The sequence below is a fragment of the Streptomyces sp. RK9 genome (assembly GCF_045070545.1).
GTDB lineage: Bacteria > Actinomycetota > Actinomycetes > Streptomycetales > Streptomycetaceae > Streptomyces > Streptomyces alboflavus.
Genome location: NZ_CP173703.1, coordinates 4,630,715 through 4,653,872 on the forward strand (window position 1 = coordinate 4,630,715; position 23,158 = coordinate 4,653,872).

A 23,158-nucleotide genomic window follows, 5' to 3' on the forward strand; every position below is an offset into this window, starting at 1 on the left:
CGGCCCCGCCGCCCGGATGGAGGTCAGGACTTGGGCAGTTCACCCCGGACCGTGCGCGCCGCCGCGACCAGGTTCTCCAGTGAGGCACGGGTCTCGGGCCAGCCGCGGGTCTTCAGGCCGCAGTCCGGGTTGACCCACAGGCGCTCGGCGGGGATGGCCTCAAGTCCCTTGCGGAGCAGGGCCGCGGCCTCGTCCGTGCCCGGCACGCGCGGGGAGTGGATGTCGTAGACACCGGGGCCCGCCTCGCGCGGGTAGCCGTGCTCGGCCAGTTCCCTGGCCACCTGCATGTGCGAGCGGGCCGCCTCCAGGCTGATGACGTCCGCGTCGAGGTCGTCGATGGCCTGGACGATGTCGCCGAACTCGGCGTAGCACATGTGGGTGTGGATCTGGGTGTCGGGCCGCACCCCGCTGGTGGTGAGGCGGAAGGACTCGGTGGCCCAGTCCAGATAGGCCGGGCGGTCGGCGGACCGCAGCGGCAGCGTCTCGCGCAGCGCGGGCTCGTCGACCTGGATGACCGAAGTGCCCGCCGCCTCCAGGTCGTTCACCTCGTCGCGCAGGGCGAGGGCGACCTGGCGGGCGGTGTCGCCGAGCGGCTGGTCGTCGCGGACGAAGGACCAGGCGAGCATGGTCACGGGCCCGGTGAGCATGCCCTTGACCGGGCGCTCCGTCAGGGAGTTGGCGTACGACGTCCAGCGCACCGTCATCGGCTCGGGCCGGGAGATGTCGCCGGCCAGGACCGGCGGGCGGACATAGCGGGTGCCGTACGACTGGACCCAGCCGTGCTGTGTGGCCAGGTAGCCGGTGAGCTGCTCGGCGAAGTACTGCACCATGTCGTTGCGTTCGGGCTCGCCGTGCACCAGGACGTCGATGCCGGTCTTCTCCTGGAAGGAGATGACCTCGCGGATCTCGTTCTCGATGCGCTGCTCGTACCCGGCGGTGTCGATGCGCCCCGCGCGCAGGTCGGCGCGGGCCGCGCGCAACTCCGTGGTCTGCGGGAACGAGCCGATGGTGGTCGTGGGAAGCAGCGGCAGGCCGAGGTGGGCGCGCTGGGCGGTCGCCCGCGCGGTGTACGGCTGCGAGCGACGGCCGTCGGCGTCGGTGACGGCCGCGGCCCTGGCCCGGACGGCCGGGTCGTGGGTGATCGCAGAACCGGCGCGCGAGGCCAGGTCGGCCCGGTTGGCGGCGAGTTCGGCGGCGATGGTGTCCGTACCCTGCGCGAGGCCCTTGGCCAGGGTGACGATCTCGCCGGTCTTCTGCTGGGCGAACGCGAGCCAGCGCAGGATCTGCGGGTCGATGTCGCGCTCGGCGGCGGCGTCGATCGGGACGTGCAGGAGGGAGCAGGAGGCGGCGACGTCGACCCGGTCGGCGAGGCCCAGGAGCGTCCCCAGGGTGGCCAGGGACTTCTCCAGGTCGTTGATCCAGATGTTGCGGCCGTTGACGACACCGGCGACGAGGCGCTTGCCGGGCAGGCCGCCCACTGAGGCGAGCGCGTCGAGGTTGGCGGCGGCCGCGTCCGTGAAGTCGAGGGCGAGCCCGTCGATCGGGGCCTTCGCCAGGACCGGCAGGGCGTCGCCGAGCCGGTCGAAGTAGGAGGCGACGAGCAGCTTCGGCCGGTCGGTGAGGGCGCCGAGGTCGCGGTAGGCGCGCTCGGCGGCGTTGAGGTCGGCCGGGGTGCGGTCCTGGACGAGGGCGGGCTCGTCGAGCTGCACCCATGCGGCGCCGGCCGCGCGCAGGTCGGCGATGACCTCCGCGTACACCGGAAGGAGCCGGTCCAGGAGGGTCAGCGGCTCGAAGTCCGCGGCGACGCCCGGGGCGGGCTTGGCGAGCAGCAGATACGTGACGGGGCCGACCAGGACCGGACGGGCGGCGAGGCCGAGCGCGAGGGCCTCCTTCAGCTCGGCGACCTGCTTGGTGGAGTCGGCGCTGAAGACGGTGTCGGGGCCGAGCTCCGGCACGAGGTAGTGGTAGTTGGTGTCGAACCACTTGGTCATCTCGAGCGGCGCCACGTCCTGGGTGCCGCGGGCCATGGCGAAGTAGCCGTCGAGGGCGTCGGCGTCGACGGCGGAGCGGTGCCGCTGAGGAACGGCGCCGACCATGACACTCGTGTCCAGGACGTGGTCGTAGTACGAGAAGTCGCCGGTCGGCACCTCGTGGACACCGGCCGCCGCGAGGCGCTGCCAGGTGGAGCGGCGCAGCTCCGTCGCGGTCTCCTTCAGGGCTTGTGCGGTGACGCGGCCCTTCCAGTACCCCTCGATCGCCTTCTTGAGTTCACGGCCTGCGCCCTGACGGGGGTAGCCGTACACGGTGGCCCGTGCTGCCGCGGCTGCGGACTTCGCTGTCACGGAAATCTCCTTCGCGAGATGACTCCTGAGAATCCCGGGACGGGACACGGACGCGAAGGGATGACGAACAGGACGGACCGCACACACGCCACTGGCACGGTGCTCCGCCTGTATGCACGCCGACCCGCCCACGAGGTCACCGGGATATCCGCACGCGATCGGTCACGTACGGGCAACGGGCAGGTCTTCGGACTCGCGGGCACGTCCGCCGAGGCGGACACCTACTGACCGTCGCTTCCCGGATCCGCGGCCGGATCCAGTGCTCATGACGGTGGTCGTTCCCACTCACCGCTGCGGGGCAGTCCCGGATTCCCACCGGGTTCCCTCTTACGACGCGCCTGCCTGGCGGACAGGGCGAACCAGCTGCACGCGTCAGATTAGAGGGTGGACGCGCTCCTGGGCAGCGGTGTTCACATTCCGGAACGTGAGATGAGACACGGGTCGGGGTCGTTTGGGCGCACGCCCGCACGGCCCCGACCTCGGCACGTCCTAGTGGAACTGCTCTTCTTCGGTGGAGCCGGAGAGCGCGGTGGTGGAGGAGGCCGGGTTGACCGCGGTGGACACCAGGTCGAAGTAGCCGGTGCCGACCTCGCGCTGGTGCTTGACGGCGGTGAAGCCGTGCTCCTGCGCGGCGAACTCCTTCTCCTGCAGGTCGACGTACGCGGTCATGCCGTGGTCGGCGTAGCCGCGGGCGAGGTCGAACATGCCGTGGTTGAGGGAGTGGAAACCGGCCAGGGTGATGAACTGGAACTTGTAGCCCATGGCGCCCAGTTCGCGCTGGAACTTGGCGATCTGGTCGTCGTCGAGCGCGGCCTTCCAGTTGAAGGAGGGCGAGCAGTTGTAGGCCAGCATCTGGTCGGGGTGCTCGGCGTGGAGGGCCTCCGCGAACTCGCGGGCCTGGGCGAGGTCGGGGGTGCCGGTCTCGACCCAGATGAGGTCGGCGTACGGGGCGTAGGCGAGGCCGCGCGCGATGACGGGGGCCATGCCGTTCCGGACCCGGTAGAAGCCCTCGGCGGTGCGCTCGCCGGTCACGAACTCGGCGTCGCGCTCGTCGACGTCGCTGGTGAGGAGGTTGGCGGCGAGCGCGTCGGTGCGGGCCACGATCAGGGTCGGCACATCGGCGATGTCGGCGGCGAGGCGGGCCGCGTTGAGGGTGCGGACGTGCTGGGCGGTGGGGACGAGGACCTTGCCGCCGAGGTGGCCGCACTTCTTCTCGGAGGCGAGCTGGTCCTCGTAGTGGATGCCGGCCGCGCCCGCCGCGATCATCGCCTTGGTCAGCTCGAAGGCGTTCAGGGGGCCGCCGAACCCGGCCTCGGCGTCGGCCACGATCGGGGCCAGCCAGTCCACGGCGGAGTCGCCCTCGCTGGTGGCGATCTGGTCGGCGCGCAGCAGCGCGTTGTTGATGCGGCGGACCACCTGCGGCACGGAGTTGGCCGGGTAGAGCGACTGGTCGGGGTAGGTGTGCCCGGCCTGGTTGGCGTCGGCGGCCACCTGCCAGCCGGACAGGTAGATCGCCTGCAGCCCCGCCTTGACCTGCTGCACCGCCTGGCCGCCGGTCAGCGCGCCGAGGGCGTGCACGTAGTCCAGCTCGTGCAGTTGGCGCCACAGCCGTTCGGCGCCGCGCCGGGCCAGGGTGTGCTCCTCGCGGACGCTGCCGGACAGCCGCACGACGTCCGCGGCGCTGTACGTGCGCTCGATCCCCTGCCACCGCGGGTCGGTCGCCCACCGCCGCGCGAGCTCCTCGGCCGTCGCCGTCGTCGTCCCTGCCTGTGCCATGACCGTCTCCCGGAGATTCGTGAACTGTGCGAACATCTGGCACTGAGTGCCTGAACAATCTGGGGTGCGGCCCACCGGATCCGTGCGTGGACAGGTGAGCAATGCTGCCGAGTCGGGCGGAAGGGCCGGGATCTCCGACGTCAGGGCTTGAGTTCGCGCCCCGGTTCCGCTCCGCCCGACGGAGTCCGGCGGGCCGCGGTTCGACTGTGGCATCGGCACTCAGTGCCAGCAAGCGAGGAGGCGTGCCAACTTCTGCGAATCTTCCGCAGCGGTTCTGCCAACTCTGTTAATGCTGGCGGGGCGAGTCTGCGTGACTACGATCGCGGGCGTGCCCGACAGGAAGGGAGCCTCGGATGAGTGAGTCGGACGGGAGCCACGAGTGAGCAAGACGTACGCGGGAGCGCGGCTGCGACGCCTGCGCGAGGAACGCCGCATGAGCCAGGCCGACCTGGCCAGGACCCTCGCCATCTCGCCGAGCTATCTGAACCAGATGGAGCACGACTCCCGCCCGCTCACGGTGCCCGTACTGCTGCGCCTGACCGAGGCGTTCGGCGTCGACCCGGGCTTCTTCTCCGAGCGCGACACCAGCAGGCTGGTGGCCGACCTGCGGGACGCCCTCACCGGAGAGGTCTCCACCGGCCAGGTGTCCGCGACCGACCTCTCCGACCTCGCCTCCCGCATGCCCGCCGTGGCCACGCTCCTGGTCGACCTCGGCCGCCGCAACCAGCGCCTCACCGAGCAGCTTGCCGAAGCCGCGGAGGGGCGGGGTCCCGGCCCGGTGGCGCAGCCGCGCTCCGCCCACGAGGAGATCCGCGAGTTCTTCTACCGGCGCCAGAACTACCTCCACGACATCGACCTGGCCGCCGAGCAGTTCGCGGCGGAGATAGGCATCCGCCCCGGCGAGGTCGTCCGCGTCCTCTCCAAGCGCCTCGCCGACCACCACGGCGTGCGCCTCGCCGCGGACTCCGACGAGCTCCTGCACCACTACGACCCCGCGGCCCGCGTCCTGCACCTCTCCGGCCGCCTCCGCCCCGGCCAGCAGGCGTTCCGCATGGCCACCCAGCTCGCGCTCCTGGAACACACCGACCAGGTCTCCGCCCTCGCCTCGGAGGACTTCGCGCCGGACTCCGCGGCCTGGCCGCTGGCCCGCATCGGCATCGCCAACTACTTCGCCGCCGCCCTGATCCTGCCCTACCGTCGCTTCCACGCCGCGGCCGAGGAGTTCCGCTACGACATCGAGCGGCTCTGCGACCACTTCGGCCTCGGCTACGAGACGATCTGCCACCGCCTCAGCACCCTCCAGCGGCCCCGGCTGCGCGGCGTCCCGTTCTCCTTCGTCCGGGTCGACCGCGCGGGCAACATGTCCAAGCGCCAGTCCGCCACCGCCTTCCACTTCTCCCGCGCGGGCGGCACCTGCCCGCTGTGGAACGTGTACGAGGCGTTCGCCGCGCCCGGCCGCATCCACGTCCAGGTCGCGGCCATGCCCGACGGTCAGCGCTACCTGTGGACCGCCCGCGCGCTCACCCGGCACCGCGGCGGCTGGGGCGAGCCCGGCAAGACCTTCGCCATCGGCCTCGGCTGCGAGATCCGCCACGCCTCCCGGGTCGTCTACTCCGACGGCCTCGACCTCGACAACACCTCGGCCGCCGTCCCCATCGGCATGGGCTGCCGCCTCTGCGAACGCACCGACTGCCCCCAACGGGCCGTGCCCCCGCTGGACCGCAGCCTCGCGATCGACGAGAACAGCAGCACCTTCGTGCCCTACCCGGTGGTGGGGGAGCGGCAGGGCAGGGCCTGACGGGTCAGGCGTCGCCCGACGTCACGACCGGATAGGGCACATACGTCCGGCGGTCCGGATCGACCGCGAGGCGCCCGCCGGCCGGGGGCCGGGCCCGCTGGGCGCAGTCGCGGCGCTCGCACAGGCGGCAGCCCAGGCCGATCGGGGTCGCCGCGCGCGGGTCGTCCAGGGCGACGCCCTCCGCGTAGACCAGGCGGTGCGCGTGGCGCAGCTCGCAGCCGAGGGCGACGGCGAACTCGGCGCGCGGCGCGTGGTGTCCGGCGCCGCCCCGGGTGACCGTGCGCGCCACCCAGAAGTAGCGCTTGCCGTCGGGCATCTCGGCGGCCTGGGTGAGGATCCGGCCGGGCGCCGAGAACGCCTCGTACACCGTCCACAGCGGGCAGGTGCCGCCGAGCCGGGAGAAGTGGAAGTCGGTGGCGGACTGGCGCTTGGAGACGTTGCCCGCGCGGTCCACGCGCAGGAACGAGAAGGGCACCCCGCGCCGCCCGGAGCGCTGGAGGGCGCTGAGGCGGTGGCAGACCGTCTCGAAGCCGACGCCGAAGCGCGCCTGGAGCAGCTCGATGTCGTAGCGCAGCTCCTCCGCGGCGGCGAGGAAGGCCGCGTACGGCATCAGCAGGGCACCGGCGAAGTAGTTCGCGAGGCCGATGCGGGTCAGCGCCGCGGCCTGCGCGGACGTCGGCCCGGCCGCGTCGACCAGTGTGTCGAGCAGCGGGCGGTGCTCCAACAGGGCAATCTGGGTGGCGAGTTGGAACGCGCGCTGGCCCTCGGTGAGCCAGGGGGAGAGGAGCAGGAGGCGGCTCGTCGGGTCGAAGCGGCGGGCGTCCGCCGCGCGTTCGGGTGCCGCTCGCACCACCGTGACGTGATGGTGGTCGGCCAGGCGCCGCTCCAGGACGTCGGTGGCCGGGCGGGACGGTTCGAGACCCCAGTCCCGGGCCGCGCGTTCCGCCGCGCTGTCGAGCGGTTCGAAATGGTTGTGGTGGGCGTAGAAGAAGTCGCGGACCTCGTCGTGCGGTTCGGCCGGGGGCAGGGCGACGCCCGGCGCGTCGGCCGAGGCGAGCGCGGCGACCTGCTCGGCCGCGTCCCGGTAGCGGTGGTGCAGGGCCACCAGGGCGCGGGCCACCTCGGGGTGGTCGCGGGCCACCTCGACGGCCTCCTCCGGGGTGGCGGTGACGCCGGTGGCCTCGTCGCTGAGGGCGGCCCGGAGGTCGGTGGCGAGCCGTTCCTCCGCCGCCTCCGAGAAGAACTCCGGTTCCACGCCGAGGACGTCGGCGATGCGCAGCAGGACCGGCGCGGTCAGCGGGCGCTGGCTGTGCTCGATCTGATTCAGATAGCTCGTGGAGATGCCGAGCGAACGGGCCAGTTCGACCTGGTTCATGCCGCGCTCGGCGCGCAGCCTCCGCAGCTTGGCGTGCGCGTAGATCTTCCGTGCGGGAGGCCGTGCCATGCGTGCCGCGCTCCTTCCCCGCGGGCGGTGCCCGAGCGGTCCGTTGTTGCGAAGTTACCATCCGCATCTTTCGCAGAATTCGCAGTTTCACAGCGAACGGCGGTACGGATTTCGCAGGTTGGAGCCGTCGCCCGCGCGCCCTGGGACGGGAATGATCGGCACGGAAGGCGCGAACCCCCGGACCCGGGCGGTTCCGCTCGGCCGCACACCGCGAGGAGCCCCGTGATCGACCATCAGGTACGCGTCCACCCCAGCGCCGACCGGCTGCCCCGCGAGGAGCAGCTCGCCTGGAAACTCGCCGCCGTCGCCACCGGCACCCAGGAGGCCGCCGACCTGGACCCGGAGGCCGCCGCCATGGCCGTCAACCGGGTGATCGACAACGCCTCGGTCGCCCTGGCCGCACTGCTGCGCCGACCGGTCGCCGTCGCCCGCGCCCAGGCCACCGCACACCCGGCGACCGCCCCCGGCGCCACCGTCTTCGGCAGCCCCACCCGCGTGCCACCCGCGTGGGCGGCCTGGGCCAACGGCACGGCCGTTCGCGAACTCGACCTCCACGACACGTACTTGGCGGCCGACTACTCCCACCCCGGCGACAACATCCCGCCGCTGCTCGCCGTCGCCCAGCACACCGGCCGCTCCGGCGCCGATCTGCTGCGCGGCATCGTCGCCGCGTACGAGATCCATGTCGCGCTGGTCAAGGGCATCTGCCTGCACGCGCACCGCATCGACCACGTGGCGCACCTGAGCGCGGCCACGGTCTGCGGGCTCGGCGCGATGCTGCGGCTGCCCACGCCGACCGTGCATCAGGCCGTCGGGCAGGCGGTGCACACCACGACCGCGACCCGGCAGTCCCGGAAGGGCGAGATCTCCAGCTGGAAGGCGTTCGCCCCCGCCTTCGCCGGGAAGGCGGCGATCGAGGCCGTGGACCGGGCGATGCGCGGAGAGGACGCGCCCGCGCCGATCTACGAGGGCGAGGACGGCTTCCTCGCCTGGATGCTCGACGGGCCCGAGGCCGCGTACACCGTCTCGCTGCCCGGTCCCGGCGAGGCGCGCCGCGCGATCCTCGACACCTACACCAAGGAGCACTCGGCCGAGTACCAGGCGCAGGCGATCATCGACCTCGCGCGGCGCATGCGTGAGCGGACCGGCCCGCTCGACCGCGTCCGCTCCGTCGTCCTGCACACCAGCCACCACACCCACCACGTGATCGGCTCGGGCGCGAACGACCCGCAGAAGTACGACCCCACGGCCAGCCGCGAGACCCTCGACCACTCGGTGCCGTACATCTTCGCCGTCGCCCTCCAGGACGGCACCTGGCACCACGAACGCTCCTACGCCCCCGACCGGGCCCGCCGCCCGGACACCGTCGAGCTGTGGCGGAGGATCACCACCGTGGAGGAGCCGGAGTGGACCCGCCGCTACCACGACCCCGACCCCGGACGCCGTGCCTTCGGCGGCCGCGCGGTCATCACCCTCGACGACGGCACCGTCGTCGAGGACGAACTCGCCGTCGCCGACGCCCATCCGGCCGGGGCCCGCCCCTACGGCCGCGACGGCTACACCGCCAAGTTCGACACCCTCACCGACGGCGTCGTCACGCCGGGCGCGCGTGACGCCTTCCTGGACGCGGCGGGCCGACTGGCCGAGCTGGACACGGCGGGCCTCGCCGGCCTCTTCCCCGCGGTCGACGCCGCCGCCGTCACCGCGTACGACAGCGCGCTCCCGAAGGGCCTGTTCTGATGCTGCACACCCGCACCACCCCCGCCGAACGCCGCAAGGACCTGCGCGCGCAGCTCGCCTCCGGACGGCTCGTGCGGATGCCGGGAGCCGTCAACCCGTACGCGGCCAAGCTCATCCAGGAGCACGGCTTCGAGGCCGCCTACCTCTCCGGCGGTGTCCTCGCCGCCGAGCTGTGCCTGCCCGACATCGGCCTCACCACCGCCACCGAGATCGCCGCCCGCGCCCAGCAGGTCACCCGCGTCACCGATCTGCCGGTCCTCATCGACGCCGACACCGGCTTCGGCGCGCCCCTCAACGCCGCCCGCAGCACACAGCTCTTCGAGGACGCGGGGATCGCCGGGATGCATCTGGAGGACCAGATCCCCGTCAAGCGCTGCGGACACCTCGACGGCAAGACGCTCGTACCGACCGCCGACATGGCGCAGCGGGTCCGCGCGGCCGCCGACGCCCGGCGCGACCCCGGCTTCCTGCTCATGGCCCGCACCGACGCGCGCGGCGTGGAGGGCCTGGCCGCAGCGATCGACCGGGCAAAGGCGTACGTCGACGCGGGCGCGGACGCCGTCTTCCCCGAAGCACTCCTGGCCGAGGCCGAGTTCGAGGCGTTCCGCAAGGCCGTCGACGTACCGCTGCTCGCCAACATGACGGAGTTCGGCAAGGGCCCGCTCCTGACCACGGCCGCCCTGGAGAACCTCGGCTACAACATCGCCCTGTACCCGGTCACCTTCTTCCGGCTCGCGATGGGAGCCGTCGAGGAGGGCCTCGCCACCCTCGCCGCCGAGGGCACCCAGGAGTCGCTCGTCCCGCGCATGCAGACCCGGTCGCGGCTCTACGAAGTCCTCGGCTACGAGGAGTACGCGGCCTTCGACTCGGCCGTCTTCGACTTCCGCCTCCCGCCGGGCGCCTGACGTCCGCTCACCCGCCGCCCGCCCCGCCCTCTGTCCGAGGAGCCCCACATGACCACCGCCACACCCGCACAGCCCGCCGTCCACCGCGGCCTCGCCGGAGTCGTCGCCGACACCACCGCGATCTCCACCGTCATCGAGGAGACCAACTCCCTCACCTACCGCGGCTACCCGGTCCAGGACCTGGCCGCCCGCTGCTCCTTCGAGGAGGTCGCCCATCTGCTGTGGCACGGCGAGCTGCCCGACGCCGACCAGCTGGGCACGTTCCGTGCCCGCGAACGCGCCCTGCGCCCCCTGGACCGCACCACCGCGGAACTCCTGGCCCGCCTGCCCGAGACCTGCCACCCCATGGACGTCCTGCGCACGGCCGTCAGCTTCTTCGGCGCCGAGGACCCCGCCGAGGACGACGGCACTCCGGCGGCCAACCTCCGCAAGTCCCTCGGGCTGCTCGCGAAGCTGCCGACGGTGGTCGCCGCCGACCACCGCAGGCGCCGGGGCCTCACCCCGATCCAGCCCGACCCGTCGCTCGGGTACGCCGAGAACTTCTTCCACATGTGCTTCGGTCGCGTCCCCGAGCCGGAGGTCGTCCGCTGCTTCGAGATCTCCCTCGTCCTGTACGCCGAACACAGCTTCAACGCCTCGACGTTCACCGCGCGTGTCGTCACGTCCACCCTCTCCGACCTCTACAGCGCTGTCACCGCCGCCATCGGCGCCCTCAAGGGCCCCCTGCACGGCGGCGCCAACGAAGCCGTGATGCACATGCTGGGCGAGATCGGCGAGCCGGAGAAGGCCGAGCAGTGGCTGGACGAGGCACTGGCCACGAAGCGCAAGATCATGGGGTTCGGCCACCGCGTCTACAAGCACGGCGACTCCCGCGTACCGATCATGCAGGAGGCCACCGACCGGCTCGTCGCCCACGCGGACGCCCCGGAAGCGGCCCGCCTCGCCGCCCTGCACACGGCCCTGCGGGACGCGATGGCCGCCCGCAAGGGCATCCACCCCAACCTCGACTACCCCGCCGGTCTCGCCTACCACCTGATGGGCTTCGACATCCCCACCTTCACGCCGCTGTTCGTGATGAGCCGCATCACCGGCTGGTCCGCCCACATCACCGAACAGCTCGCCCACAACGCCCTGATCCGCCCCCTCGGCGCCTACACGGGCCCCGGCCGGCGGACCGTCCCCACCCGCCCCTGAACCCCGCGCACAACCCCACCCGGGGAGCCGTGCCCACCGCCGCGCTCGGGCCGCCGCCCCCTTGGTTAATCTGCACGGATGAGCACCGACCTGACCCTGCTGCCGCGGGTCGCCCATCGCGGGCAGGAGGTCACCGCGCCCCGCATCCGCGGCCTCCTCGCGCTGCTCGCGGGCGACCTGCGCGCCGGCCGCAGCACCGAGCGGCTCGTGGCGGGGCTGTGGCCGGACGAGCAGCCGGAGCGGCCCGGGAAGGCGGTGCAGGTCCTGGTGTCCAGGGCGCGGGCCCAGCTCGGTGCCGACACCATCGCGAGCACCCCGACCGGCTACCGGCTCACCCTCACCGAGGACCAGGTCGACAGCTCCGCCCTGCCGCTGTACGCCACCGCGAGCGCGGACCGCGCCAGGGCCGGGGACCACGCAGGATCGCTGGCCGCCGCCGACGCCGGGCTCGCGCTCTGGCCGGGCACCCCGGACGCCGGGGGCGCGACCGACGACCCTGTGGCCGCGCTGCGCGCCGAGCGCGCGCCCCGTCCGCGACGCGCTCGTCCGCGCCCGGGCCCTCGCGCTCGCCCGCCTCGGACGGCACACGGAGGCGGCCGGACCGCTGGCCGCGGCCGCCGCCGCGCAGCCGCGCGACGAGGAGGTGCTCGCCGAGCTGCTGCGCGGCACGGCGGCGACGGCGGGCCCGGCCGCCGCGCTCACACGCTACGAGGCGTACCGCCGTGAACTGCGCGAGGGCCTCGGCACGGAGCCCGGCGCCGGACTCAAGGCCGTGCACCAGGAGCTGCTGCGCGGCGAGGCACCGGTCGTCAGGCACGGCGTGCCGCACGAGCCGAACCAACTCCTCGGCAGGGACGTGGACATCGCGGAGGCCGAACGGCTCCTGCGCGCCTCCCGCGCCGTCACCGTCGTCGGCCCCGGCGGCCTCGGCAAGACCCGCCTCGCGCACGCCGTCAGCCGCCGGGCCGAGCAGCGCGTGGTGTACTTCGTGCCGCTCGCCGGCGTCACCGCGGACCACGACGTCGCCCCGGAGGTGGCCGCCGCGCTCGGCGCGGGCGACGGGCGGCACGGCGCCGTGCCCGGCCACCCCCCGGTCGACCCCGTGACGGGCATCCTCGGCGTGCTCGGCACCGGGCCCGCCCTGCTTGTTCTCGACAACTGCGAACACGTCATCAGCGGCGCCGCCGACCTCGTGCGCGCCCTGGTCTCCTCGTCCCGTGACGTCACCGTGCTCGCCACCAGCAGGGCCCCGCTGGACCTCGCGTCGGAGGCGGTGTACGCCCTGCCGGAGCTGGGCCTCGACACCTCCGTCGAGCTGTTCACCCAACGCGCCCGGGCTGCCAGGCCCGGCGTGCTCCTCCCGCCCGACGCGGTGGCCGAGCTGTGCCGCCACCTCGACGGGCTGCCGCTCGCCGTGGAGCTGGCCGCGGCGCGGGTCCGGGCCCTGTCCGTGCCGGACATCGCCCGCCGCCTCGGCGACCGGTTCGCGCTGCTTCGCGGCGGGGCCCGGGACGCGCCGGAGCGCCACCGCACCCTGCACGCCGTCGTCGAGTGGAGCTGGAACCTGCTCGCGCGGGACGCCAGGGCCGCGCTGCGCACGCTGTCCGTCTTCCCCGGCGGCTTCAGCGGTGACGCGGCCGACCAGGTCCTCGGCGGGGACGCGCTGCCGCTCCTGGTGCAGTTGGCGGACCAGTCGCTGCTCACGGTCGCGGACACGGCGGTCGGGGTGCGGTTCCGGATGCTGGAGACCGTACGGGAGTTCGGGGCGGCGCGGCTGGCGGAGGCGGGCGGGGAGCCGGCGCGCGCGGACGGTGGAAACGTGGTGTCGGGCGGCGAGGAAGAAGCCGTCGGCCGGTTCCTCGCCTGGGCGCGGGACTTCGGCGTCGCCCACCACGACGCGCTCCTCGGCGCCGAGCCCCTGCCCGCCTGGGAACGCGTCAAGGCCGAGCAGGACAACCTCGTGGCGGCGCTGCGGCACGCCCTGGCCCGCGCCGAAGGACCCACCATCGCGGCCGTCACCGCCGTCCTCGCGGCCCTGTGGTCCACCGACTCCAACTACCCCCGCCTCGCCGCGCTCGCCGCCGACACCGGCCCGGCCCTTTCGCACTACCGCCCCGAGCCCGCGTACGTCGAAGTCGCCCGCGCCGCCGCGGTGCTGTGCGCGGGCAGCCTCTTCAACGGCTCGCACGTCGTACGCCAGCTCGTCACCCTGCGGCGGCTGCCCCCGGCCCCGCCGGACACCCTGCTGCGCGCCACCGCCGTGGTGCTGAGCGCGGTCCCCGAGATGGTCCCTCCCGACTACGCCGTGCTGCGCGCGCTCTGCGCCAGTGAGCGGCCGCTGGTCGCGGGCATCGCGGAGGGCGTCGCCACGTACATCTGGGAGTACCAGCACGACATCGACCGGGCACTGGCCGCGGCGCGCCGGATGCTCGCGATCCTCGCGCCGATCGACAACCCGACGCTGCGGGTCGTCAGCCACTCCCGGATCAGTGAGCTGTGCCTGAAGACGGGGCAGGGCGAGGCCGCGTACGGCTGTCTGAAGGTCGCCCTGGAGACGCTGCCGCGGCTCGGCGACGAGCACGACTACATCGGCATCCGGTCCGGCCTCGCCCTCGCCTGCCTGCAGCGCGGCGACCTCGACGAGGCGGAGCACTGGCTGCGGCAGGTGGCGGACGGCAACGCGCGGCAGGACGCCTTCTACAGCCCAGACATCGGCGTCCGCGCCGAGATCGCGCTCGGTCGAGGGCTGACGGAGACCGGGCTCGAACTCTGGCGCGGCGCCATGGAACGGCTGGCCCACGCCGGTTCCCTGTTCCAGGACGATCCCTGGATCGACCCGTGGGCGCTGCAGATCCAGGCGGCCGCGGTGACGGCGCACGCGTACGCCGATCGACTCGAACCTGTCGTGGAACCCCTCGACCGGATGCGCGAGCGACTGCGGAGGCTGCTCGCCGGCCCGCCCCGCACGCCCATGGAGCTGCCGGTGTACGGGACGGTGCTGCACGCGCTGGGCGTGGCGGGGCTGAGGGCGGGCGGGGCCGGCCCTGATGCCGACGCCGACGTGGGTGCGGGTACGGGCGCCGCTCCCGTGGCTGTGCGGATGATCGCGCTGGCCGAACGCCTGCGGGTGCTGCGGGAGTTCCGGCCGACCATGTCCGCGGCCCGCGCCCGGAGGGCCGCCGAGGACGCCGACAGGGCGGCATACGCCGACGCGGTGTCGGAGTACGCCGCCCTGGGGCGGGACGAGTTGCGGGACGCGGCCCGCGCGCTCATCGAGGATCGCGGTGGAACAGCGAGGTCGCCCAGAAGTAGCCCAGCGTCCCCAGGCCCAGGCACCAGCAGATCGTGATCCACCAGTCGTTGCCGATGGCGCTGCCGAGCAGCAGCCCGCGCAGGGTCTCGATGGCGGGCGTGAACGGCTGGTACTCGGCGACCGGCTGGAACCAGCCCGGCATCGCGTCGACCGGGACGAAGGCGCTGGACAGGAACGGCAGGATCATCAGCGGCAGCGCGTTGTTGCTGGCCGCCTCCACGTTCGGGCTGGCGAGCCCCGTCCCCACGGCGATCCAGGTGAAGGCCGTGGCGACCAGGGCGAGCAGCCCGAGCGCCGCCAGCCACTCCAGGGCCGAGGCGTCCGTGGACCGGAAGCCGACGGCCACGGCGACCGCGCCCACGAGGACCACACTGATGACCGCTCGCAGCACACTGCCGACCACGTGCCCGATGAGCACGGAGCCGCGGTGGATCGCCATGGTCCGGAACCGGGCGACGATGCCCTCGGTCATATCCATGGCGACGGACACCGCTGTCCCGGCCGGGGCGCCGCCGATGGTCATGAGCAGGATGCCCGGGACGAGATAGGCGATGTACTCGGCGCGGTCGGCGCCGCCGCCGTCGATGCCCGCGCTCATCACGTCGCCGAAGACGTAGACGAAGAGCAGCAGCAGGACGATCGGCATCAGGAGCACGTTCAGGGTGAGCGAGGGATAGCGCCGCGCGTGCAGCAGGTTGCGGCGCAGCATCGTGTACGAGTCGCGCACGGCGGGGGAGGGGGACGTCATCGGACCGCCTCCGCGGGCTTGTCGGCGCCGCCGGTCAGGGCGAAGAACACGTCGTCGAGGTCGGGGGTGTGCACGGTCAGCTGGGCCGCCTCGATGTCCGCGGAGTCCAGCCAGTCGAGGAGGGAGCGCAGCTCGCGCTGACTGCCGTCGCTGGGGATCCGCAGCGACAGCGCCTCGTCGTCCGCGGTGGCCTCACGCAGGGCGACGGCGGCGGACCGGTACGCGGACCGGTCGGCGAAGCGCAGCCGCACGTGCCCGCCCGGGATGAGCCGCTTCAGCTCGTCGGCGCTGCCCTCGGCGGCGATCCTGCCGTCGTGCAACACCGCGATGCGGTCGGCGAGTTCGTCGGCCTCCTCCAGGTACTGGGTGGTGAGGAAGACGGTGACGCCGCCGGCCACCAGCTCGCGGATGACGCCCCACATGGTGTGGCGGCTGCGCGGGTCGAGACCGGTGGTCGGCTCGTCGAGGAAGATGATCCGCGGGTCCCCGACCAGCGTCATGGCGATGTCGAGGCGGCGCCGCATGCCGCCGGAGTAGGTGACGGCGGGCTTCTTCGCGGCCGCCACCAGGTCGAAGCGTTCGAGGAGCGCGGCGGTGGTGCGGCGGCCCTCGCGGCGGGAGAGGTGGTGCAGGTCGGCGACGAGGAGCATGTTCTCCTCGCCGGTGATCAGCCCGTCGACGGCGGAGAACTGCCCGGTGACGCCGATCGCGGCCCGTACCGCCTGCGGGTCGACGGCCAGGTCGTGGCCGCCGACGCGCAGGTCACCGGCGTCCGCGGTGACGAGGGTGGAGAGGATCTTGACGGCGGTGGTCTTGCCCGCGCCGTTCGGGCCGAGCAGGGAGAAGACGGTGCCGGTCGGCACCGCCAGGTCGATGCCGTCGAGGACCGTCTTGTCCCCGTACGCCTTGCGCAGCCCCTCGGCCGCGATGGCGAGGGGACGGGATGTCGTTGTCGTCATGCCGCAGAGGCTGCGGCAGGCCGCATTCAGCGCGGTTTCAGAAGGGTTTCAGCGCGCGGCGTGCAGCCCGTTGCCGTCGGCGAGCAGGCCGTCGAGCTCGGCCGCGTAGAACTGCTCCGCGTCGAAGCTCATCCCCGTGAAGTGCCCGGCGAGTTCGAGGGACAGGACGCCGTGGAGACGGGTCCAGAAGGCCAGCGCGCGGTGGAGGACCGCGGGCGGGGCGGGGTGGTCGCCCGCCCACTGGCGGTGGTCCGCGAGGTGGGCGGCGAAGGCGGCCGCCGGGCTGTCCGCGGGATGTTCCGACGGCTGGTCGGAGGGCTGTTCCGGCGTCGACGCCGGATCCGGCGACGGAGGTGCGGGGAGCGCGGCGCAGGCGTCGAGCAGCGTCGCCATGATCTCGGACGAGATGGCGGTGGTGTCGTCGGGCGCGTGATAGCCGGGGACGGGGGTGCCGTAGAGGAGGAAGTACCGCTGGGGGTCGGCCAGCGCCCAGCCGCGCAGGGCGTACGCGAGCGCGGCGAGGTCGGCTCCGGAGGCGGCGGCCGTGTGGAAGGTGTCGGCGAGGCTGCGGTAGCCGTCCTTGATGAGTTCGGTGATCAGCTCGTCGCGGCTCGCGTAGTACCGGTACAGCGCGGGCCCGCTCATCCCCATCTGCTTGGCGATGGCGTTGAGGGAGAGCGCGGACGCCCCCGCCGAGGCGATCTGCTCCCAGGCATGAGCCTTGATCTCGGTCCGCACCTGGGTGCGGTACCGCTCGCGCGGGGTCTTCGTGCCCGTGTCCGCCATGGCCCAGCTACCTCTTTCGCCCCACACCGCTGCGATGACTTCAAGAACTAGTTAGAGGCTATCACTGAACTATTGACGAGGGTCACTCACGACAGTTAGAACTTATAACGAACGGCAAAGCCACTAATTGCCGGGCGGCGCGGCATGGTTCGGACGGTGCACGCGCTTCGACTCCGCCCACCCAGCCACCCGTACACAAGGGGAACGCCATGTCGGCCACCACCACGCCCACTTCCACCGCTTCCGCCACTTCCGCCGTGTCCACCACCCCCACCGATGTACCCGCGGGGACCGGCCACCGCATTCCGCGGGCCGTGACCATCTCCGCCTGGGCGGTCCCGATCATGGTCCTGGGGCAGTTCGCCCTGATCTCGGGCGTGCCGGTCGTCATTGCTCTGGTCGGCGCCTTCGCTCGCGTCCGCGACCGGGCGGTCCGCGCCGCCGCCGCCCTCCTGGCCGTCTCCTTCGCGATCCCGCTCACGATCTGGCTGGTGCGGCCCGACGGCGCGCAGAGCCTGTCGAAGGACATTCACCCCGGCTTCGTGGTTCTGATCGTCGCGGCCGGTGCCGCGCTCGTCCTCGCCCTGCGCCGCGCCCGCTCCGCGCGGCCCGCGACGCGGTGACGCCCTACGCCAGGTCGGCCGGGCGCACGCGCAGCTTCTCGGCGATCCGGGCGAGCGCCTGCTGGTCGGCGGCGCTGAGCTGGTCGAGCACCAGCCGGCGTACCGACCGGACATGGGTGGGTGCGGCGGCGACGACCACGTCGTACCCGGCGTCTGTCAATGCGGCGATGGTGTAGCGGCCGTCGTCGGGGTCGGGCCACCGCTCCATCCAGCCACGCTTCTCGAACCGCTTGACGACATTGGACAGGCGTGACAGAGAGCCGTTGGCGAGATAGGCCAGCTCGCTCATCCGGAGGCGGCGCTCGGGGGCCTCCGAGACATGACTGAGGGTCAGGTACTCGAACAGGGTGAGGCCTGCCTCCTGTTGCAGCGGCGATTCAAGGCGCCCCGGGAGCAGCAGGGCCAGGGAGATGAGGCCGGTCCAGGCCTCCTTCTCCGGCGCGGACAGCCACAGCGCGTCGTCAGCGGCGCCGTCGGTGGCGTCCTTGCCGGGGTCCGGGTTCGCGCGAGTGGTCATGTGCGCACGATACCGAACGGTATTCACTTCACACGTGAAGTGAATGCGTGGTACTTTCACTTCAAGGATGAAGTGAAACGAGAGGGATCACCATGAGCGAGCCCGAGTTCTTCGCGACCCCCGGATACGGCGAGACGATGCTCGCCACCAGGCACTACCACCAGGCGGTCCGCATCGGCGACCGGGTCGAGACCTCAGGTCAGGGCGGATGGGGCGACGACTGGACGTTCCCCGAGGTCCTCGAGGACGAGATCGTCCAGGCCTTCGAGAACGTCGAGCGCACCCTCGCCGAGGCCGGGGCCACCTGGCGGGACGTCATAGCCGTGAACTCGTACCACGTACCCGAATCGACCGAGGAGGTCGGCGATACCCACACCCGCGTGATGGTCGAGCAGTTCCGCGCGCGCATGGGTGACCGTGCGCCGATCTGGACCGAGATCGGCGTGCCGGTGCTCGCGGCGCCGAAGATGCGGGTCGAGATCCGCGTCACCGCGGTCGTCGGGCGCGGCGACTGAGCGAAGAAACGCGCAAGATCGGACAGAAGTTACTTTTAGGTATGTCGTGACTTCCCATGCGGCCAGCAGTAGAACTCGTTCTGATTCAGCCAAGAGTGAGGAAGATTACATGAGTGGTAACTCCTTACGTGGCAAGGCATCTGATGGTCTGTCACGTCGAAGATTCATTGTTGGAACGAGTTCTATTTTGGGTACCGCGGCGCTCACCGCGCAGGCCCCTGCGGCCCGGGCGGTCGACGGCGCCGGTGTCCCCGCCGTGGTGATCGGCACGGGGTACGGCGGCGCCGTGGCCGCCCTGCGGCTCGCCGAGGCGGGCGTCGACGTGCACATGCTGGAGATGGGCATGGCCTGGGACACCCCCGGGTCCGACGGCAAGGTCTTCGCCAACACCACGAGCCCGGACGCCCGTTCCTACTGGCTGCGCACCAGGACCAAGCAGCCGCTGAGCAACTTCCTCGGCTTCCCCATCGACCGGGACGTCCCGCGCCACACCGGCATCCTGGACGCCGAGGAGTTCGGCGGCATCATCGTCTACCAGGGCCGTGGCGTGGGCGGCGGTTCCCTGGTCAACGGCGGCATGGCGGTCACGCCGAAGCGCGAGAACTTCGCCGCGGTCCTGCCCTCGGTCGACGCGGGGGAGATGTACGGCACGTACTACCCGCGCGCCAACGCGGGACTCGGCGTGAGCGTCATCGACCCGGCCTGGTTCGAGACGGCCGAGTGCTACAAGTACGCCCGCGTCGGCCGCAAGCACGCCCAGCGCTCCGGCTTCCCGTTCGTGTTCGTGCCCGACGTGTACGACTGGGACTACATGAAGCGGGAAGCCGCGGGCACCGCCCCCAAGTCGGCGCTCGCGGGGGAGATCCTCTACGGCAACAACCACGGCAAGAAGTCCCTGCAGCAGACCTATCTCGCCCGCGCGCGGGCGACCGGCCGGGTGACCATCTCCCCGCTGCACAAGGTCACTTCGGTGACCCCGGCGGCCGGGGGCGGCTACACGGTGACGGTCGACCAGATCAACACCACGGGCGACACCGTCGCCACGAAGGCCATGACCGCCGACAAGGTGTTCTTCGCCGCGGGCAGCGTCGGCACCAGCAAGCTCCTGGTGAAACTACGGGCCACCGGCGCCCTGCCGCACCTCAACGGCGAGGTCGGCAAGGGCTGGGGCGACAATGGCAACGTCATGTGCGGGCGCGCCAACCACCTGTGGGACCCCACCGGCAGCCTCCAGTCGGCCATCCCCACCGCGGGCATCGACAACTGGGCCGCGGGCGGCGCGTTCGCCGAGGTGGCGCCGCTGCCGACCGGGATCGAGACGTACGCCTCGTTCTATCTGTCGATCACCAAGAACCCGCACCGCGCCCAGTTCACCTGGAACACGGCGGCGGGCCGGGCGGAGCTGAACTGGCAGACCGCCTGGAAGCAGCCGTCGATCGACGCCGCCAAGACGATCTTCGACAAGATCAACGCCAAGGAGGGGACGATCTACCGCACCGACCTCTTCGGCACGTACAAGATCTGGGGAGACCACCTCACGTACCACCCCCTCGGCGGCGCGGTCCTCGGCAAGGCCACCGACAACTACGGCCGTCTGCACGGCCATCCGGGTCTCTACGTCATCGACGGCGCCCTGATCCCCGGCAACACGAGCGTCAACCCGTTCGTCACCATCACGGCGCTCGCCGAACGCAACATCGAGAAGATCATCACCGCTGACCTGTAGGCGCCGCCCGGCTTCCGGGGGCGTCGGGAGCCTGGCGCGGCGTCACGGTGCAGTGCTTCTGCGAGTCCAGGCGCACCTTGCGGCCGGTGAACTCCTCCAGGACGGCGATGTTCTCCGGGGCGTAGTTCGTGGCGGTGATCCTGTCGGCGTCCTTGCTGCCGAGCTTGCCGGTGTAGGGCGCGGACTTCTCCAGCCAGTACGCCGTCCGCAGGAACTGGGTCAGGACCAGGTCGCGCAGCTTCGGCTCGGCCTTGATCCTGGCCCAGTAGTCGGGGTGCTTGGTCTTGGCGACGCGCAGGTAGAGGAGCAGGTAGCGCAGGTTGGTGGCGGCGATGTCCCGGGCGTTACTGGCGCCGACGCCCTTGATGAACTCCTGGAGCACCGTCACCGCGGGCAATCCGGTGAGCCCGGCGTTCTGCTCCGCGAGCACTCCCTGGAGGCGGTACGAGCCCTGTTGCTGGTCCCGCAGGTAGATGTCGTCCATGGAGGAGCTGAGGGTGTCCTTGATCAGCGGCAGGATCTCCTTGCGGGGGAAGCCGCCGTGCAGGGGCACTGTCAGCGCCTGCTGACCGGCGTTGATCCATGCCGCGCTGTGGACGTCCCAGCGGGTGCGGGACGGGTCGAGGTCCCACATGTGGGTCTCCTCGTGGATCGCCACCATCATCGACTCGGCGAACCCGTCGAAGCTCCGCTTGTCCACGAACTGGTCCCAGTACTTGTCGTTGGCCTGGGCGATCGCAAGCGCCTCCCCGCTGGGCCAGCGCCGCTTGTACATGGCCTGGAGGGTCCGCATCCAGTTCGCGGAGGTGAAGGACGCCTTGAGGTCGCTCAGATCGGCGTTCGGCTGCGACGGCTCGTCGTAGCAGTAGGGATCGGGGGCACGGCTCTGCCCGGTGTCACCGGACGACGCGGGGCCGGAAGCGGCGACGGTGCCCGAACTCAGGGCCAGGACCAGGCAGGCCGTCAGCAGACGCGCGGAAACTCTGCGGCTCACGAGAACCTCTTCTCGAAGCGAGCGTGTGTGGGGGGTGCCGCAGGCGACGGGCGGCGAGCTGCCGTCGCCGCCCGTCGCCTGCGTCCGCCCAGCACCGTAGGGCTCCGCGCGCCCCGCGCCTACTGTCATGTACCCATAACATTCGCGTGGGGGTCAGGCGCCGCCGGCCACGTCGGACACGGTCACGCTGACCGGGGTGCCCGCCTCGACGGTGCGGCTGACGGTGCAGAGCCGGTCGTGCGAGGTCTTCACGGCGCGGGGGAGGATCGTGCGGGCGCGGTCCCCCGAAGGGCCGTCAGGGAACGCGACGGTGAAGGTGACGTCGAGGTCCGTCATCCGGTTGCCGCTGTCGTCCTCGACCTTGTGGCCGGTCACGGTGACGGTGAAGGCGGTCGGATCCGTGTGACGGCTCGTGGCGACCTCCACGTCGGCCGCGGTGCAGCCGCCGATCGCGGCGAGGAACAGCTCGACCGGCGTGAAGTCGGACCCGGAGCCGGTGCCGAAGGTGACCGTGCCGCCGCGGGCGTTGGTCGCGGTGAACCGGCCGGGGCCGGACCGTTCGAGGGAGACAGAACGCAGTGAATTGTCAGTCATGGCGACGACCGTAACCCCACGCCCCTCGTGACGGTCCGCTTGCCGCGCTTCTCTCGGCCGCCCCGCCCCGCTCAGCCGACGTGCAGGATCCGGTAGTGATCGAGTCGCGCCGGGTCCCGGTCGACGACCTGGACCGGCGCCCAGGCCCACTGCCACACATGGATGCCCGGCGTGCGGGAGAACCGGATCGGCCCGCGGGTGCCGTCCACCGTGACGTGCGGCCACGCCGCGGCGATGCTCGCCCGGTCCGCCCCGTGCGAGCGCAGCACTTCGGCGAGGACGGCGATCGTGTCGTAGCCCTCGAAGGCGACGAACGACGGCGTCCCGGCCAGCCGCTCACGAAGGACGCCTTCGACGCGTGCGCCGAGGGGCGTGAGCTGCTCGGGCAGGTAACGCAGGAACGGGACCGCGGCGCCGTCGGAGCCGAGCGACGCCGCCCAGTCGGCGAGCTCCGGCTGCCCGGCCGGAGCGCCGATCAGGACGTCGGTGAGACGCGGGTCGTGGCGGACGGACTTGACGATCGGCACGGCCGGATCGGGGTGGCCGACCAGCAGGAGCAGGGCTGTCGCGCCCGTGGCGACGAGCGCGTCGCACAGCTCCGCAGGGGTGAGCGCCCGTGCGTCGAGTTCCGTCACGGTGCCGCCGCGAGGGGCGAGATGGTCCCGCAGGATGCGGGTCCCGGACGCCCAGTACACACTCGGGTCCGCCGCCACGGCGATGTGGCGGTGGTCCGCGCCGAGCAGGAAGTCCCCGTAGATCCCCCAGCCGTGGGACTGCGCCGGGGCCAGCCGCGCCACCCGGTCCGTGGGCTCGTCGGTGAGCGCGTCGAGAACCCCCGACGAGCACAGGAACGGCAGCCCGAGGGCGTCGGCCCGGGCGGCGGCGGTGCGGGCGACGACGCTGTGGAATTCCCCCGCCACCGCGGCGACGCCCAGGCCGGCCAGTTCGTCCACGGCCGCCTCGGCCCGCAGCGGATCGGCCGCGGTGTCCCGCACGACCAGCTCCAGCGGCTTCCCGGCGATCCCACCGGCCTCATTGACTTCTCGTACGGCCAACTCGAGCCCGGCGAGCAGGTGCTGACCGGCACCGACCCAGCCGGGCGGTGTCAGCGGGACGAGGGCGCCGATCCGGACGGCCGAGTCGTCGGCGCGCTGCGCTCCCTGTGGTGCTGGTGGCGTATTCAT

Annotated in this window: 17 protein-coding genes, 1 pseudogene and 1 riboswitch; of the genes and pseudogenes, 8 read left to right on the plus strand and 10 right to left on the minus strand. The window is 72.3% G+C overall.

The window, feature by feature from the left end; all coding sequences use genetic code 11:
- Window positions 1-23 precede the first annotated feature (23 nt).
- Both metE and aceA read right to left on the minus strand, forming a co-directional pair.
- A complete protein-coding gene (gene metE, locus AB6L24_RS19040) occupies window positions 24-2,342 on the minus strand; it encodes a 5-methyltetrahydropteroyltriglutamate--homocysteine S-methyltransferase (RefSeq protein WP_405656674.1) in 2,319 nt (772 codons plus the stop codon).
- 160 nt (window positions 2,343-2,502) lie between these two features.
- Window positions 2,503-2,721: riboswitch (cobalamin riboswitch) on the minus strand.
- A gap of 110 nt (window positions 2,722-2,831) precedes the next feature.
- Window positions 2,832-4,118, minus strand: coding sequence for an isocitrate lyase (gene aceA / locus AB6L24_RS19045; protein WP_405656675.1), 1,287 nt, complete (start codon window positions 4,116-4,118; stop codon window positions 2,832-2,834).
- A gap of 379 nt (window positions 4,119-4,497) precedes the next feature.
- On the opposite strand from aceA, the gene AB6L24_RS19050 reads away from it, so the two are divergent.
- Window positions 4,498-5,916, plus strand: a complete 1,419-nt coding sequence (locus tag AB6L24_RS19050; RefSeq protein ID WP_405656676.1) for a short-chain fatty acyl-CoA regulator family protein — start codon at window positions 4,498-4,500, stop codon at window positions 5,914-5,916.
- Window positions 5,917-5,920: 4 nt separating this feature from the next.
- On the opposite strand, the gene AB6L24_RS19055 is transcribed toward AB6L24_RS19050, so the two are convergent.
- Complete coding sequence (locus tag AB6L24_RS19055; RefSeq protein WP_405656677.1) at window positions 5,921-7,360, minus strand: short-chain fatty acyl-CoA regulator family protein; 1,440 nt, start codon at window positions 7,358-7,360, stop codon at window positions 5,921-5,923.
- A 222-nt stretch (window positions 7,361-7,582) separates the two neighbouring features.
- Here AB6L24_RS19055 and AB6L24_RS19060 point away from each other — a divergent pair, with 222 nt between their 5' ends.
- The 4 genes and pseudogenes from AB6L24_RS19060 to AB6L24_RS19075 all read left to right on the plus strand — a co-directional run bounded on the left by AB6L24_RS19060 (window position 7,583) and on the right by AB6L24_RS19075 (window position 14,548).
- Entirely contained in the window at window positions 7,583-9,100 is a 1,518-nt protein-coding gene (locus tag AB6L24_RS19060) for an MmgE/PrpD family protein (protein WP_405656680.1), read from the plus strand.
- Complete coding sequence (prpB, locus tag AB6L24_RS19065; protein ID WP_405656682.1) at window positions 9,100-10,005, plus strand: methylisocitrate lyase; 906 nt, start codon at window positions 9,100-9,102, stop codon at window positions 10,003-10,005. Before AB6L24_RS19060 ends, prpB begins: the two co-directional genes overlap by 1 nt.
- Before the next feature lie 48 nt (window positions 10,006-10,053).
- Window positions 10,054-11,199, plus strand: a complete 1,146-nt coding sequence (locus AB6L24_RS19070) for a bifunctional 2-methylcitrate synthase/citrate synthase (RefSeq protein ID WP_405656683.1) — start codon at window positions 10,054-10,056, stop codon at window positions 11,197-11,199.
- Window positions 11,200-11,277: 78 nt separating this feature from the next.
- Window positions 11,278-14,548, plus strand: a pseudogene (locus tag AB6L24_RS19075) (ATP-binding protein).
- On the opposite strand, the gene AB6L24_RS19080 reads toward AB6L24_RS19075, so the two are convergent.
- From AB6L24_RS19080 to AB6L24_RS19090, 3 genes are read right to left on the minus strand one after another with little or no spacing between them, the layout of a single operon-like run.
- The gene (locus AB6L24_RS19080) at window positions 14,469-15,260 is read right to left on the minus strand and encodes an ABC transporter permease (protein WP_405656685.1); all 792 of its coding nucleotides are present in this window, start codon (window positions 15,258-15,260) and stop codon (window positions 14,469-14,471) included. The pseudogene AB6L24_RS19075 and the gene AB6L24_RS19080 sit on opposite strands and share 80 nt — an antisense overlap.
- Entirely contained in the window at window positions 15,257-16,219 is a 963-nt protein-coding gene (locus AB6L24_RS19085) for an ATP-binding cassette domain-containing protein (RefSeq protein ID WP_405656686.1), read from the minus strand. The genes AB6L24_RS19080 and AB6L24_RS19085 overlap by 4 nt, the downstream gene beginning before the upstream one ends.
- A 48-nt stretch (window positions 16,220-16,267) precedes the next feature.
- Window positions 16,268-17,005, minus strand: a complete 738-nt coding sequence (locus AB6L24_RS19090; RefSeq protein WP_405656687.1) for a TetR/AcrR family transcriptional regulator — start codon at window positions 17,003-17,005, stop codon at window positions 16,268-16,270.
- Between the two features lie 209 nt (window positions 17,006-17,214).
- Here AB6L24_RS19090 and AB6L24_RS19095 point away from each other — a divergent pair, with 209 nt between their 5' ends.
- Complete coding sequence (locus tag AB6L24_RS19095) at window positions 17,215-17,628, plus strand: hypothetical protein (protein ID WP_405656689.1); 414 nt, start codon at window positions 17,215-17,217, stop codon at window positions 17,626-17,628.
- Window positions 17,629-17,632: 4 nt separating this feature from the next.
- Here the strand turns inward: AB6L24_RS19095 and AB6L24_RS19100 are convergent, their stop codons facing one another.
- Window positions 17,633-18,145 (minus strand): MarR family transcriptional regulator, encoded by a 513-nt coding sequence (locus AB6L24_RS19100; RefSeq protein ID WP_341948883.1) that lies wholly within the window; start codon window positions 18,143-18,145, stop codon window positions 17,633-17,635.
- A gap of 92 nt (window positions 18,146-18,237) precedes the next feature.
- On the opposite strand from AB6L24_RS19100, the gene AB6L24_RS19105 reads away from it, so the two are divergent.
- Window positions 18,238-18,660, plus strand: a complete 423-nt coding sequence (locus AB6L24_RS19105) for a Rid family hydrolase (protein WP_405656690.1) — start codon at window positions 18,238-18,240, stop codon at window positions 18,658-18,660.
- 109 nt (window positions 18,661-18,769) lie between these two features.
- On the plus strand, window positions 18,770-20,386 hold the full coding sequence (locus AB6L24_RS19110; protein WP_405656693.1) for a GMC oxidoreductase: 1,617 nt from the start codon (window positions 18,770-18,772) through the stop codon (window positions 20,384-20,386).
- Here AB6L24_RS19110 and AB6L24_RS19115 read toward each other — a convergent pair.
- The 3 genes from AB6L24_RS19115 to AB6L24_RS19125 form a co-directional block, all read right to left on the minus strand.
- Window positions 20,370-21,380: a hypothetical protein gene (locus AB6L24_RS19115; protein WP_405656696.1), complete on the minus strand. Its 1,011-nt coding sequence runs from the start codon at window positions 21,378-21,380 to the stop codon at window positions 20,370-20,372. The genes AB6L24_RS19110 and AB6L24_RS19115 overlap by 17 nt on opposite strands.
- A 153-nt stretch (window positions 21,381-21,533) precedes the next feature.
- Window positions 21,534-21,974, minus strand: coding sequence for an OsmC family protein (locus AB6L24_RS19120; RefSeq protein ID WP_405656698.1), 441 nt, complete (start codon window positions 21,972-21,974; stop codon window positions 21,534-21,536).
- 71 nt (window positions 21,975-22,045) lie between these two features.
- Window positions 22,046-23,158, minus strand: coding sequence for an ABC transporter substrate-binding protein (locus AB6L24_RS19125; RefSeq protein ID WP_405656699.1), 1,113 nt, complete (start codon window positions 23,156-23,158; stop codon window positions 22,046-22,048).